11 protein-coding genes are annotated in these 13,866 nt (G+C 39.4%); 9 read left to right on the top strand and 2 right to left on the bottom strand.

Annotation, left to right across the window (positions count from 1 at the left end; genetic code table 11):
• Positions 1 to 69: 69 nt before the first annotated feature.
• The 3 genes from queA to yajC are packed head-to-tail and all read left to right on the top strand — an operon-like array spanning position 70 to position 2,585.
• The gene (gene queA, locus FS608_RS03130) at positions 70 to 1,098 is read left to right on the top strand and encodes a tRNA preQ1(34) S-adenosylmethionine ribosyltransferase-isomerase QueA (protein ID WP_144547796.1); all 1,029 of its coding nucleotides are present in this window, start codon (positions 70 to 72) and stop codon (positions 1,096 to 1,098) included.
• A gap of 27 nt (positions 1,099 to 1,125) precedes the next feature.
• On the top strand, positions 1,126 to 2,265 hold the full coding sequence (tgt, locus tag FS608_RS03125) for a tRNA guanosine(34) transglycosylase Tgt (protein WP_144547795.1): 1,140 nt from the start codon (positions 1,126 to 1,128) through the stop codon (positions 2,263 to 2,265).
• A 29-nt stretch (positions 2,266 to 2,294) separates the two neighbouring features.
• The gene (gene yajC, locus FS608_RS03120; RefSeq protein ID WP_144547794.1) at positions 2,295 to 2,585 is read left to right on the top strand and encodes a preprotein translocase subunit YajC; all 291 of its coding nucleotides are present in this window, start codon (positions 2,295 to 2,297) and stop codon (positions 2,583 to 2,585) included.
• A 48-nt stretch (positions 2,586 to 2,633) separates the two neighbouring features.
• Here yajC and FS608_RS03110 read toward each other — a convergent pair whose 3' ends face one another.
• A complete protein-coding gene (locus tag FS608_RS03110) occupies positions 2,634 to 2,996 on the bottom strand; it encodes a TIGR04086 family membrane protein (protein ID WP_144547972.1) in 363 nt (120 codons plus the stop codon).
• A gap of 259 nt (positions 2,997 to 3,255) precedes the next feature.
• On the opposite strand from FS608_RS03110, the gene FS608_RS03105 reads away from it, so the two are divergent.
• Positions 3,256 to 3,915: a DUF421 domain-containing protein gene (locus tag FS608_RS03105; RefSeq protein WP_144547971.1), complete on the top strand. Its 660-nt coding sequence runs from the start codon at positions 3,256 to 3,258 to the stop codon at positions 3,913 to 3,915.
• Between the two features lie 32 nt (positions 3,916 to 3,947).
• Here FS608_RS03105 and spoVB read toward each other — a convergent pair whose 3' ends face one another.
• Positions 3,948 to 5,495, bottom strand: a complete 1,548-nt coding sequence (gene spoVB, locus FS608_RS03100; RefSeq protein WP_144547792.1) for a stage V sporulation protein B — start codon at positions 5,493 to 5,495, stop codon at positions 3,948 to 3,950.
• Between the two features lie 138 nt (positions 5,496 to 5,633).
• Here spoVB and FS608_RS03095 point away from each other — a divergent pair, with 138 nt between their 5' ends.
• The 5 genes from FS608_RS03095 to FS608_RS03070 all read left to right on the top strand — a co-directional run bounded on the left by FS608_RS03095 (position 5,634) and on the right by FS608_RS03070 (position 13,866).
• Positions 5,634 to 5,930: a post-transcriptional regulator gene (locus FS608_RS03095; RefSeq protein WP_144547791.1), complete on the top strand. Its 297-nt coding sequence runs from the start codon at positions 5,634 to 5,636 to the stop codon at positions 5,928 to 5,930.
• A 147-nt stretch (positions 5,931 to 6,077) separates the two neighbouring features.
• Positions 6,078 to 8,342, top strand: a complete 2,265-nt coding sequence (gene secDF / locus FS608_RS03090; RefSeq protein ID WP_144547790.1) for a protein translocase subunit SecDF — start codon at positions 6,078 to 6,080, stop codon at positions 8,340 to 8,342.
• A gap of 99 nt (positions 8,343 to 8,441) precedes the next feature.
• Positions 8,442 to 10,805: a single-stranded-DNA-specific exonuclease RecJ gene (recJ, locus tag FS608_RS03085; protein ID WP_144547789.1), complete on the top strand. Its 2,364-nt coding sequence runs from the start codon at positions 8,442 to 8,444 to the stop codon at positions 10,803 to 10,805.
• The gene (locus FS608_RS03080) at positions 10,796 to 11,308 is read left to right on the top strand and encodes an adenine phosphoribosyltransferase (RefSeq protein ID WP_026563464.1); all 513 of its coding nucleotides are present in this window, start codon (positions 10,796 to 10,798) and stop codon (positions 11,306 to 11,308) included. The genes recJ and FS608_RS03080 overlap by 10 nt, the downstream gene beginning before the upstream one ends.
• A gap of 359 nt (positions 11,309 to 11,667) precedes the next feature.
• Positions 11,668 to 13,866 carry a RelA/SpoT family protein gene (locus FS608_RS03070; RefSeq protein WP_144547788.1) on the top strand — a complete coding sequence of 733 codons (2,199 nt, stop codon included), beginning with the start codon at positions 11,668 to 11,670 and terminating at the stop codon, positions 13,864 to 13,866.

Genomic DNA, 13,866 nt, shown 5'->3' with positions numbered 1-13,866 from the left:
CATACGTTAGGCTCTGTCCGGTGGAAGGTTTCGCATTTCTTATTAAAAAATAGATTAGGGTGTCATAATATGAAGGTAGATTTATTTGATTTTCATTTACCGGAGGAATTAATTGCGCAGGTACCATTGCACAATCGGACCGACAGCCGCTTAATGGTGCTTGATAAACAATCCGGTGAAATAAAGCATGAAGTATTTAAAGATGTGATTGAATATTTGCGTGAAGGAGACTGCCTTGTCTTGAATGATACAAAGGTACTTCCTGCACGTCTTTTTGGTGTCAAAAAAGATACGGGTGCCAAAATTGAAGTGTTACTCTTGAAACAGCTGGAAGGAGATAGTTGGGAGACACTAGTCAAGCCAGCAAAAAGAATAAAAGAAGGAACCGAAATCGATTTCGGCGATGGATTACTTACGGCCGTTTGCACTGGAACTTCGGACCATGGCGGGCGTGTCTTAGAATTCAAATATGAAGGCATTTTTTATGAGGTGCTTGACCAGTTAGGTGAAATGCCGCTCCCACCATATATAAAAGAGCAGCTAGAGGACCGGGATCGGTATCAGACAGTGTATGCGCGTGAACCTGGTTCAGCCGCAGCGCCAACAGCAGGTCTTCATTTTACAGACAGCTTATTAGAAGAGATTAAAGCAAAAGGTGTCCATATTGCCTTTATTACCCTCCATGTCGGACTAGGGACTTTCCGTCCTGTGAGTGTAGACGATGTCTTAGAGCATGATATGCACTCTGAATTTTATATGATGACAGAGGGGACAGCACGGCTGCTAAATGAGGTTAGGAGTAATGGGGGCAGAATAATTTCAGTAGGGACAACCTCCACACGCACCCTTGAAACCATTGCCTCAGCAAATGATGGACATTTTATAGAAGGTAGCGGCTGGACAAGTATTTTTATTTATCCCGGCTATGAATTTAAAGCTATTGATGGTATGATTACGAATTTTCATTTGCCAAAATCAACCTTGATTATGCTTGTCAGTGCGTTAGCAGGCAGAGAACATGTTCTACATGCTTATGAAACTGCGGTTACTGAGCGGTATCGTTTTTTTAGTTTTGGTGATGCGATGTTGATCATCTAAGGATTGCATTAGGAAGGAGACAAAATATTGACTGCTATTCGTTATGAATTAATTAAGACATGTAAACAAACGGGGGCCCGGCTAGGCAGAGTCCATACCCCGCACGGATCATTTGATACTCCTGCATTTATGCCTGTTGGTACACTTGCTACTGTAAAAACAATGTCACCTGAAGATTTAAAGGAAATGGGTGCGGGAATCATCTTAAGTAATACCTATCATCTATGGCTCCGACCTGGACACGAAATCATCAAGGAAGCGGGCGGATTACATAAGTTTATGAACTGGGACCGAGCAATCCTTACCGATTCAGGTGGGTTTCAGGTATTTAGTTTAAGTGAATTCCGTAAAATTGAAGAAGAAGGAGTCCATTTCCGCAACCATATGAGTGGTGAAAAATTATTTTTATCACCAGAAAAGGCGATGGAAATTCAAAATGCCCTTGGCTCCGATATTATGATGGCCTTTGATGAGTGCCCGCCATTTCCTGCCACTTACGAGTATATGCAAAAGTCTGTGGAGCGAACATCACGCTGGGCGGAGCGTTGTTTAACCGCGCATAGCCGACCAAATGACCAAGGCTTATTTGGAATTGTTCAAGGTGGAGAATATGCGGAACTTCGCAAACAGAGTGCGAGAGACCTTGTTTCCTTAGACTTTCCAGGCTATGCTGTTGGAGGTTTGTCAGTTGGTGAACCGAAAGATGTCATGAACCGTGTCCTTGAGTTTACGACACCATTGTTACCAACGAATAAACCACGTTATTTAATGGGAGTGGGATCACCAGACTCGTTAATTGACGGCTCGATTCGTGGAATTGATATGTTTGACTGCGTATTACCAACACGAATTGCCAGAAATGGAACATTAATGACCAGCACAGGCCGTCTTGTCGTGAAAAATGCACAATTTGCGCGTGATTTTGGCCCGCTTGATGAAAATTGTGATTGCTACACTTGTAGAAATTACAGCCGTGCATATATCCGCCACTTAATAAAATGCGATGAAACGTTTGGAATTCGCTTAACGTCTTACCATAATCTCTATTTTCTGTTAAGATTAATGGAGAAAGTCAGACAAGCTATTATGGAAGACCGGCTTGGTGATTTCAGAGAAGAATTTTTTGAACGTTATGGTTTTAACAAACCGAACGCGAAAAATTTCTAATAGATGTTTATTGAAAGGAGGGAAACAGGATGTCTGGAGGAATTGGTACAATCATTCCATTAATATTAATGTTTGTGTTATTTTATTTCCTATTAATTCGCCCGCAACAAAAGCGCCAAAAAGCGGTTCAGAAAATGCAAAACGATTTAAAAAAGGGTGATAAAATCGTTACGATTGGTGGACTACATGGTTTTATAGATTCAATTGATGATAATAAAGCCGTTATTAAATGTGGAGACGGAAGCCGTCTTACATTTGACCGTAATGCTATTCGTGAAGTCACTGCTGATGCAGGCGAAAGCGTTAACCTTTCAAAATAATAACAAACAAAAAAGGAAGCCGCGTGTCGGCTTCCTTTATTTTTTAGATTATGCAGATCTTCGAGAATTGTTTGTAGAAATATTTACCCCTAAAATACCACCCATCATCGCAATTAAAGTGTAGCAAGTATGATAAACTACTTGTTCGGCATTAAACAAGCGATCATATCCTAGGTACTGGAACAAAAAGACTATGACGGAGTAGATTATTCCAGTCACTCCCCCAATAAGCCAGCCCTTTTCTTTTCTTTTTCCTCCAGATAAAAAACCGCCTCCGAAAAGACCGATAAATGATAATGCTGTAATTACGTATTGGAGTGATACCTCACGTGCAGACGTGAACCTAAGGATAAACGCAAATATTAGGCTGCTAATTACAGCAAAAACGAGAATAAAAATTAATCCGTACAGAATGGAAGTGCCAAAGCTTTTCGATTCGATTTTAACTCTCCCCCTTCAATTGCCCTCTAGGCTGGCATTTATATAAACGCTTTAGTGCCGGCCCCTTAATAAGTTTCTTCCTAGTACAAGCGTATTCGTACAAGAGGAAAAGTAGAATTAAAATTTAGTTCCTTTTTCACGATTGAGATATTATTGGCAGTTTATTCCGCTCATTTTTTATCTAATATTGCAAACAATACAATGGAATGTAAATAAAGGGGCGACAGTTGTGGATAATTATGTAACGATCGGTTTACGAACGCTATTATTCTATGCCTTAATCCTAATCATTTTTCGTGTGATGGGGAAACGGGAAATTGGGGAATTAAGTATATTAGATCTTGTGGTTTTCATTATGATTGGTGAGTTGGCTGTCGTGGCAATTGAAAAACCAGAAACAACATTATTTCATACGATACTCCCCATGGTAGTATTGATGATAATTCAAATATTGTTTGCCATTATTTCTTTAAAAAGTAAAAAATTTCGTAATCTCATTGATGGACAGCCAAGCATTATTATTAACCGGGGGAAAATTGATGAGAAGGCGATGCGGAAGCAACGGTACAATTTTGATGATTTAATGACACAGCTCCGTGAAAAGGACATTCGCAGTATTGCTGACGTTGAGTTTGCAATTCTTGAATCCTCCGGTAGTTTGTCCGTCATTGAAAAGTTAAAGAATGATAACGCAGAATCTCAGCAAGGTGATATTACAATCCCTTTAATACTAGATGGAAATATTGATGATGAAAATTTAATTAGAATAAATAAAACAAATCTCTGGCTGCGCCAGGAGTTGAAAAAACAGGGTTATCGGGATGTTAAGAAGATCTCATTTTGCAGCTATGAAAATGGAAAGTTCTTTATCGATTTAAAGGATGAATGAACAAAAGACACGCGCGTGCGTGTCTTATTTCTTTAAGCAAATAAGTTTCCAATCCAAGGAATCCGTTTTAATTCATCCCTTTTAATTAGACCTAAAATAAGTACCAAAGCGATATAGGAAATGGCCATGGCTAGCAATGATAATAGGACTCTTATAGTTAACGCTTCATTTAGAAATAGGTGGGCAAATATCCAATAACCAAGCCATCCAGACCCGCCCATAACTAGGAATCCCTTTATATAATCGCGAACATAAAAGGAAAAGGAAATCTTTTTTAGTACAGTGGCAAAGTGAAGAACAGTCACTAAAACAAAGCCGACGAGAATCCCTATTGCTACCCCATTAATACCAAAGGAGGCTTGGGATGCTAGTAAAAAGATGACTGCTGTTTTAACTATAGCACCAATCAAGCTATTAATCATAGCTGCCCGGGCAAGATTCAATGCCTGCAATACTGCCTGTAATGGTCCTTGATAGTAATAGAATAGGAAGAAAGGAGCCATTAAACGGATGAAATAAGAGCCCTTTGCTGAGCCGTACATAAGTTGCATTAACGGGTCAGCCAATACGTAGAGAACAACAACGGCCAATCCACCGGATAAGAAGGCAAACCTTAAAGCCTGCTGTAATCGGTATTCAATTAATTTTTTGTTGTTTTGGGTATTGGCTTCACTAATCGCAGGGACGAGTGAAGTGGCTAATGAAAAAGTGATGAAAGACGGTAACATCAATAGCGGCATGGCAAAACCGGTTAAGGCACCATATTGTTTGGTGGCTTCGACGGTAACGACACCTGCAAGGGCTAAGCTATGAACCACAACAATTGGTTCAAAAAACCATGCCACTGACCCAATCATCCGGCTTCCCATGGTCGGCAGGGCAATATCCATTAATTCTTTAAATGTTTGTTTCCCACTATGAACAAATTGAAAGAATTTTTTTCGGAGTCTAAAACGTTTTTTTAATTTAAAGGTAGTCATTAAATAAATAAGTGAGACAAGTTCACCGATCACCGAAGCAATCATGGCAGCAGCGGCTGCATATTCAATTCCATATGGTAGAAACGCTTTTGTCATCACGGCTATCAAGGAAATACGTACGAATTGTTCTAAAATTTGTGAGATTGCAGATGGACGCATCTGTTGTCTTCCTTGAAAGTACCCTCTTAGCACTGAGGAAATAGCAATCACGGGAACGACTGGAGCTATGGCAATTAAAGGATAAAAGGTCCGTGGGTCCGTAAACAATGTTTTCGATAGCAGTGGTGCAAGTAATAATAGTGCTGGGGTAAAAATAAGGGATAGTGAAATCGTTATCGCCAAGGAAACAACAAGAATTTTTTTAATCTCTGCAAAATTTCCTTTCGCTTCTGCCTCAGCTACATTTTTTGAAATAGCCACAGGCAGTCCCATCTGAGTAAGCGTCACTACAAGGATAAAAGTAGGAAACGCCATCATGTAAAGGCCCACGCCTTCTTCTCCTATACTTCGAGCTATAACAATTCGATTTATGAAACCAAGGACTCTTGTGATAAGGCCTGCGATTAATAGGATAAAGGTCCCTTTTAAAAACTTCGACATGCGGATTCCCACCTTCTCAAATAAGAAGAATTCATATACAATTAACTATATGCGTAAGGGTGGACAAAGCATGACAAGTTGTAACAGCTTTTTGGCAAGGTTCAATTAAAGGGGAGATTTTCCAAGGAGGCAGTCGTAATGGATGAAAGTCACAGATTCGAACATTTTCGCCCCCAGGTCCAGCCGGCCGTAGCGAGTAAACTTTTAGAGTTTCAGCTGCTAGGGCTTGATTCGGTATCAGAGCAGGAACTTTGGGATTTTTTAATTAAGAAAAAGTGGAAAAAAATCAAGGAAGATATGAAACTGTACGAAATAATCCAAGAAATACTGTCTGTTAAAGCAAGTGATTATCTCAATTTCGCGACAATAGAGGCCTATAAAGCTTCTGAGTTCTCCATTCATGATGAGGATGAATTAAAGGAACTGTTAAAATAGAAATACTATATATTTTTGATATTATTGTAAATTGACAGCCAATCCATCTTCTTTCATAATGAAGGAAGTGACTTTTTTCTTATTTTTACATAAGGATGAGACGGGGTACAGTGCTGATGCACATGCATTAAGGAGGAACAATACATAATGGTAAAGCGTAGTAGAATCGTTGCTTTCTTGCTTGTGGTCCTAATTATCGGAAGCACAATGGGAGCAACTACCAAGAACATATTAAACAATATTAAACTCGGTCTAGACCTGCAAGGTGGATTTGAGGTCTTGTACGATGTTAAACCAGCGAAAAAAGGACAAAAAATTGATAAAGAAGTAATGGCTAGCACAGCTGAAGCACTTGACAGACGGATCAATGTCCTTGGTGTAAGCGAACCGAATATTCAAATTGAAGGGAATAACCGGATTCGTGTTCAACTAGCTGGGGTTACCGATCAAAATCAAGCACGTGAGATTTTATCTACCCAGGCAAATCTAACTTTCCGAGATGCTAATGATAAATTGATGATGGATGGCTCTGACTTAAAACAAGGCGGTGCTAAGCAAACCTTTGATGAAAATGGAGCCCCAAGCGTTTCCCTTACATTAAAGAGTGCAGATAAATTCCGTAAGGTGTCCGAACAAATTATGAATATGGCACCAAATAATGTCCTTGTTATTTGGCTTGATTTTCAAGAAGGAAAAGACTCTTTTAAAGAGGAAGTAACAAAAGAAAACCCAAAATACTTATCAGCACCAACAGTAAAACAAATTTTTAATCAAAACACCGTTTCGATCGTTGGTAGTTTCACAACTGAAGAATCACAAACTTTGGCTTCGCTCTTAAATGCTGGGTCGTTACCAGTTAAGCTTGATGAGGTATACTCCACTTCTGTTGGGGCTAAGTTCGGGGAACAGGCATTAAATGAAACGGTTATAGCTGGAATCATTGGTGTCATTATTATTTATCTGTTTATGATTTTCTATTATCGTTTTCCAGGACTTATTGCAACCGTTACATTAACTATTTTTACTTATCTAGTTTTATTAATTTTCGATTGGATGAATGGTGTTCTTACTTTGCCGGGAATTGCCGCGATTATTCTAGGAATCGGTATGGCAGTTGATGCCAATATTATTACTTATGAACGGATTAGAGAAGAACTAAAGGTAGGCAGAAGCATTAAATCTGCATTCCAAGCTGGTGAGCAACATGCATTTACAGCCATTTTTGACGCAAACTTAACGACAATGTTAACAGCGGGTGTTTTATTCTTTTACGGGACAAGTTCTGTAAAAGGCTTTGCAACTATGTTACTTGTGAGTGTACTTATGAGCTTTCTTACCAATGTTTATGGTGCAAGGCTGTTACTAGGGTTATGCGTCCACAGTGGTTTATTAAATAACAAACCAGGATGGTTTGCTGTACGCAAGTCCCAAATTAGATCTATTAATGAAAATGTAGATACAACCGAACTGCCGACTAGATTTGATAAAATTGATTTTGTTAAACTTAGGAATAAAGTATTCATCCTATCGGGAGTTCTCATTGTTGCGGGAATTATTGCTATTTCTATTTTCCGTATGAATTTGGGAATTGATTTTTCAAGTGGTACACGTGTAGAGGTTCAATCAAAAACACCTTTAACAACTGCTCAAGTTGAAAATGCTTTTACTAAACTAAATTTAACACCAGATGATGTTGTCATTTCTGGTGATAAAAAGGAAATTGGGGCAGTCCGAATGATTGGGGTACTGTCAAAAAATGAAATTGCCACTTTAAAAGCAGATTTTAAAAAGCAATTTGGCTATGAGCCGAATGTTAGCACTGTTTCTCCTACTGTTGGAAAAGAATTAGCGAAAAATGCCTTTTTTGCTGTCTTGTTTGCATCAATCGGTATTATTCTCTACGTTTCGATTCGATTTGAAGCATATATGGCAATCGCAGCGATTGCGGCCATCCTTCACGATGCCTTCTTTATGATTGCTATTTTTAGTATTACAAGACTAGAAGTAGATTTAAACTTTATCGCAGCGATTTTAACTATTATTGGGTACTCAAACCATGATACGATTGTTACTTTCGATAGAGTTCGTGAGAATATGCAAAAGAAAAAACGGCTTAAAACAGTTCAGGATATTGCTGATGTGGTAAATGTAAGTATTCGTCAAACATTAACTCGGTCATTTAATACTGTTTTAACCGTCCTTATTACGGTAGTATGCTTAATGATTTTTGGAAGCCCGTCGATTTTTAACTTCTCCATCGCTTTATTTGTTGGATTAATTGTTGGTGTGTACTCTTCCGTCTTTGTCGCAGGTTCTTTATGGTATGTTATGAAATGTAAAGAACTGAAGAAGAAGGGCGTTATTAAAACGGTAAAAGAAAAAAGAAAATATTCTGATCAACCACAAGTGTAAGTTTTCGAAACAAACCGCAGACCCTCTGCGGTTTTTCTTTTGATTGAATCCTGTTCTGCAGTCCTGTATAATGAGAAAGTCTGAGGGGTGAACATACACATGTTAAGTTCGAAAACTAGATGGATTGTTCGGAAATCCGATGAGCAACTTATTAAAAAGCTTGAAACTGAATTAAAAATTACGCCTCTTGTCGCTTCACTGCTTGTTAACCGTGGCTTTGATACCGTTGAATCAGCGCGGTATTTTTTATTTGGAAAGGAAGAGTTTCACGATCCTTTTCTTTTAAAAGGGATGGACATAGCAGTTAATAGAATTCGTCAAGCCATTGAACAACAAGAGCCGATTCTTATTTTCGGTGATTATGATGCGGATGGAGTAAGCAGTACATCTGTATTAATGATTACGCTTCGAGACCTTGGTGCCAATGTTCAATTTTATATCCCTAACCGTTTCACGGAAGGATATGGTCCGAATGAGACTGCATTCCGGCATGCTGCGGAAAATGGAATAAAATTGATTATTACTGTGGATACTGGAATATCGGCTGTCCATGAGGCAGCCATTGCCGAAGAGATTGGATTGGATTTAATTATTACTGATCACCATGAGCCAGGTCCGGTATTACCAACGGCACTTGCAATAATTCATCCAAAGCTCCCTGATAGTACTTATCCGTTTCGTGAGCTGGCTGGAGTAGGTGTAGCCTTTAAATTAGCCCATGCCCTCTATGGAGAAGTACCAGAGCATTTGTTAGAAATTGCTGTGATAGGAACGATTGCTGATTTAGTCTCTCTAAAAGATGAGAATCGACTGATTGCAAAAAAAGGACTTGAAAAGTTAAAAACAACCAAAAATATTGGCCTGAAAGCCATTTTAAAACTGGCAGGGGTCGATCCTCTGTCAATAAATGAAGAAACGATTGGTTTTACTCTTGCTCCAAGGATTAACGCTGTAGGCCGTTTAGAAGATGCTGACCTTGCCGTCCAGCTAATCTTAACGGATGACCCAATTGAGGCAGAGACCTTGGCAGCGGAAATGGATGACCTAAATAAGTCAAGACAGTCAATTGTTAATGCAATTACGACAGAGGCGATGGACGAGGTTGAAACACACTTCCCAATTGATACCAATAAGGTTCTTGTCATTGGAAAGGAAGGCTGGAATGCTGGTGTCATAGGTATTGTTGCCTCCAGACTGGTTGAAAAGTATTACCGGCCGGTGATTGTTTTAAATTTTGACCCGGAAAAGGGAGTAGCTAAGGGTTCTGCCCGTAGTATTGCTGGATTTGATCTCTTTAAGAATTTATCAACCTGCCGTGACATTCTGCCTCACTTTGGCGGGCATCCAATGGCAGCTGGAATGACCTTAAAACTAGAAGATGTTGCTGAACTTCGCAGACGGTTAAATACACTGGCAGAAGAGCAGCTTACCGATGAAGATTTTATTCCGGTGACCTATCTTGATGAGGAAATTCAACTTGAGCATGTTAGTTTATCATCATTAGATGAGATGAGTCTTTTAGCTCCTTTTGGTATGGACAACCCAAAGCCAAAGGTTTTAATAAATAATGTTGATATTACAAGTATCAGAAAAATTGGCAGTGATCAAAACCATTTAAAGCTCCTTGTAAAAGAAAAGGATGCAAATCTGGATGGGGTCGGGTTTGGGTTAGGCCACTTGGTGGACCATATCTCACCTGCATCAAAAATTTCATTAATTGGAGAATTATCTGTCAACGAATGGAACAATATACGTAAACCACAAATTTTTATCCATGATATCGCAGTAGAGTCCTGGCAATTATTTGATTATCGAGGACAAAAGCGAATCAACAGTCTTTCAAATACAGTCCCAGCAGAAAACCGGAAATTTATTATCTTTAATGAAGAGCATCTTGGAAAAATAAACCCCAATTTGATGGCCGAGACCATCCTAATTCAGGATATAGAGGCAGCAAAGTCTTTGGATGCGAAAAAGGCGAATATTGTTCTGGTTGATTTTCCATCATCGAAAGAGATTCTCAAGGTTTTATTTAAAGGAAAACAGCCTGCGAGGATTTATGCTTATTTTTATAAAGAATCTAGTGATTTCTTCAGCACGGTTCCGACGCGTGATCATTTTAAATGGTTCTATGCTTTCCTCTTAAAGAAGGGGCCGATTGATCTTAAACGTAATGGTGATGACCTTGCTAAACACCGCGGTTGGTCACAGGAAACCATTAACTTTATGTCAAAGGTGTTTTCTGACCTAGATTTTGTTACAATAAACAATGGATTTATCACTTTAAAAACTGGAGCGCAAAAGCGTGACTTAACGGACTCTCGAACCTATCAGTTAAAACAAGCACAATATGAACTTGAAAGAGAGTTATTGTTTTCGTCCTTTCAAGAATTAAAAGGCTGGTTCGACCAAGCAATTCAAGAGTCGGTTGAATTTGAGGAGGCAATTACAGAATGGACTTAAAGGAATTTATTACAATTGTGCCTGACTGGCCAAAAGAAGGAATTAAATTTAAAGATATTACTCCTTTAATGAATAATGGTGAAGCATATAAATATGCAACTGACCAAATCGTTGCTTATGCCAAAGAACGTAAGATAGATATTATCGTTGGACCTGAAGCCCGTGGTTTCATTATTGGCTGTCCTGTGGCTTATGCCTTAGGTATTGGCTTTGCCCCTGTTCGTAAAGAAGGAAAGCTTCCTAGAGAAACCATTAAGGTAGGTTATGGTCTTGAATATGGGAAAGATATTCTAACCATCCATAAAGATGCGATTAAGCCTGGGCAACGCGTCCTTATCACGGATGATTTGTTAGCCACTGGTGGAACAATTGATGCTACGATTCAATTAGTGGAGCAGCTTGGCGGTGTAGTTGCCGGTATCGCTTTCCTAGTTGAGTTAAGCTATTTAGAAGGCAGACAAAAACTTGATGGTTATGATGTTTTAACATTAATGCATTATTAAACCATTAGTGAGGGCACTCGAAGCGCGAGTGCTCTCTTTATATAATTAAAGACTATGTTAGAGGATATTATTTATTTTGGCACCCTGTTGATTGGAGTGGAAGGCGCGAAGACTCCTGCGGGAGTACGGGGCAGGGGAGACCCCGCAGGCGCTAAAAGCGCCGAGGAGGCTCCCCGCAACGCCCGCGGAAAGCGAAGCGCCTGGAACGGAAATCAACAGAGCAGAATAAAAAAACTTCTCAATCCCTTTACATCTTGGCTATTTTTTTCGATAATAGTAACAATCATTCATATTCAAGGTACTAATTTTAGCGAATGACATTTATATAAATAAAATGAGACGAAAATAAAGGTGATTTCATGGCGAATGATTTAGTGTTGACTGCCGACCAAGTCATCGACAAGACTCGGAACTACTTAAATGAGGAACATGTTGAATTAGTAAAAAATGCATACGAATTCGCAAAACATGCTCATCGTGAACAATATCGAAAATCAGGCGAACCCTACATCATCCACCCAATCCAGGTTGCGGGCATATTAGCTGACTTGGAGATGGATCCTGCTACGGTTGCTGCTGGTTTTCTTCACGACGTCGTTGAAGATACGAGTGTATCCTTAAAAGATATAGAAACAGCTTTTAATGACGAAGTGGCGATGCTTGTCGACGGGGTAACAAAATTAGGGAAAATTAAATATAAATCTCACGAGGAACAGCAAGCAGAAAACCACAGAAAAATGTTTGTGGCCATGGCTCAGGATATCCGGGTTATTCTGATTAAGCTTGCCGACCGTTTGCATAATATGCGGACACTTAAACATCTTCCTTTAGAAAAGCAACGTCGGATTTCAAATGAAACACTTGAAATTTTTGCACCTTTGGCACATCGTCTGGGGATCTCTAAGATTAAATGGGAACTCGAAGATACCGCATTAAGATACTTAAATCCGCAGCAATACTATCGAATTGTAAACTTAATGAAAAAGAAGCGAGCCGAACGCGAGCAATATTTAGAGGATGTCATTGAGGAAGTAAAAAGCCGAATGGGAGAAGTGGCTATTAAAGCAGAGCTTTCTGGCCGTCCTAAGCATATTTATAGTATTTACCGTAAAATGGCTTTGCAAAATAAGCAGTTCAGTGAAATTTATGATTTACTAGCCGTACGCATCGTCGTGAACAGTATTAAAGATTGCTATGCTGTCTTAGGGATCATTCACACCTGCTGGAAGCCAATGCCTGGCCGTTTTAAGGATTATATTGCGATGCCGAAGCCGAATATGTATCAATCGTTGCATACCACGGTAATCGGGCCAAAGGGAGATCCACTTGAGGTTCAGATTAGGACAAAAGAGATGCACCGGATTGCGGAATTCGGGGTTGCGGCTCACTGGGCATATAAAGAGGGCAAAGAAGCACTCAACGATAGCACTACTTTTGAACAAAAATTAACCTGGTTTAGAGAAATTCTTGAATTTCAAAATGATACTGCCAATGCGGAAGAGTTTATGGAGTCATTGAAAATCGACTTATTTTCCGATATGGTGTTTATTTTTACGCCAAAAGGCGATGTGATCGAGTTGCCATCTGGTTCTGTCCCTATTGATTTTGCTTATCGAATTCACTCTGAAATTGGCAATAAGACGATAGGTGCAAAAGTGAATGGCAAAATGGTTACCCTTGACTATCGACTTAAAACCGGCGATATTATTGAAATCCTTACATCGAAACATTCATACGGCCCAAGTCAGGATTGGTTGAAGCTCGCACAAACATCGCAAGCGAAAAACAAAATTCGTGCCTTCTTTAAGAAACAGCGCCGAGATGAAAATGTTGATAAAGGTAAAGAGTTAGTTGAAAAAGAAATTCGTAATATGGAATTTGATATTAAAGAAATATTAACCACAGACAATCTGAAAAAAGTTGCTGAGAAGTTTAATTTTTCCAATGAAGAAGATATGTATGCAGCCGTTGGCTACAATGGAGTAACAGCCTTACAGGTGGCAAACCGTCTGACGGAGAAATGGCGTAAAAAGAGAGATCAAGAACAGAGCTCAAATATTACCAACGCCATAACGGATTTAAAAACCTTCCCAGCAGCCAAAAAACGTGAATCCGGTGTCCGTGTTTCTGGTATCGATAATTTACTGATCCGATTATCTAGATGTTGTAACCCTGTACCTGGCGATGAAATTGTCGGTTTTATTACTAAAGGGCGCGGGGTATCTGTTCATCGTTCGGACTGCACGAATATCGATTCCAATGATGCCCAGTCAAGGTTGATCCCGGTTGAATGGGAATCTTCTTTAAATGACCGGAAAGAATATAATGTTGACATCGAAATTAGCGGCTATGACCGCAGAGGGCTTCTGAATGAGGTGCTTCAAGCAGTAAATGAAACGAAAACCAATATCTCTGCTGTTTCTGGTAAAACAGATCGAAATAAAATGGCTACAATTAACATGTCGATTGCAATCCATAATGTGGCGCACTTACAAAAAGTGGTCGAGCGCATAAAACAGATCCCAGATATCTATTCAGTACGTCGAATGATGAATTAA

This window comes from Bacillus sp. X1(2014) (assembly GCF_007678255.1).
The sequence above is the reverse complement of the archived record's forward strand: the minus strand, read 5'-3'. Positions and strand labels throughout refer to the sequence as shown.

Coding starts and splice junctions, on each gene's coding strand:
- queA (WP_144547796.1), top strand. CDS start 70: ATGAAGGTAGATTTATTTGATTTTCATTTACCGGAGGAATTAATTGCG.
- yajC (WP_144547794.1), top strand. CDS start 2,295: ATGTCTGGAGGAATTGGTACAATCATTCCATTAATATTAATGTTTGTG.
- spoVB (WP_144547792.1), bottom strand. CDS start 5,495: ATGTCGAAGTTTTTAAAAGGGACCTTTATCCTATTAATCGCAGGCCTT.
- FS608_RS03095 (WP_144547791.1), top strand. CDS start 5,634: ATGGATGAAAGTCACAGATTCGAACATTTTCGCCCCCAGGTCCAGCCG.
- secDF (WP_144547790.1), top strand. CDS start 6,078: ATGGTAAAGCGTAGTAGAATCGTTGCTTTCTTGCTTGTGGTCCTAATT.
- recJ (WP_144547789.1), top strand. CDS start 8,442: ATGTTAAGTTCGAAAACTAGATGGATTGTTCGGAAATCCGATGAGCAA.
- FS608_RS03080 (WP_026563464.1), top strand. CDS start 10,796: ATGGACTTAAAGGAATTTATTACAATTGTGCCTGACTGGCCAAAAGAA.
- FS608_RS03070 (WP_144547788.1), top strand. CDS start 11,668: ATGGCGAATGATTTAGTGTTGACTGCCGACCAAGTCATCGACAAGACT.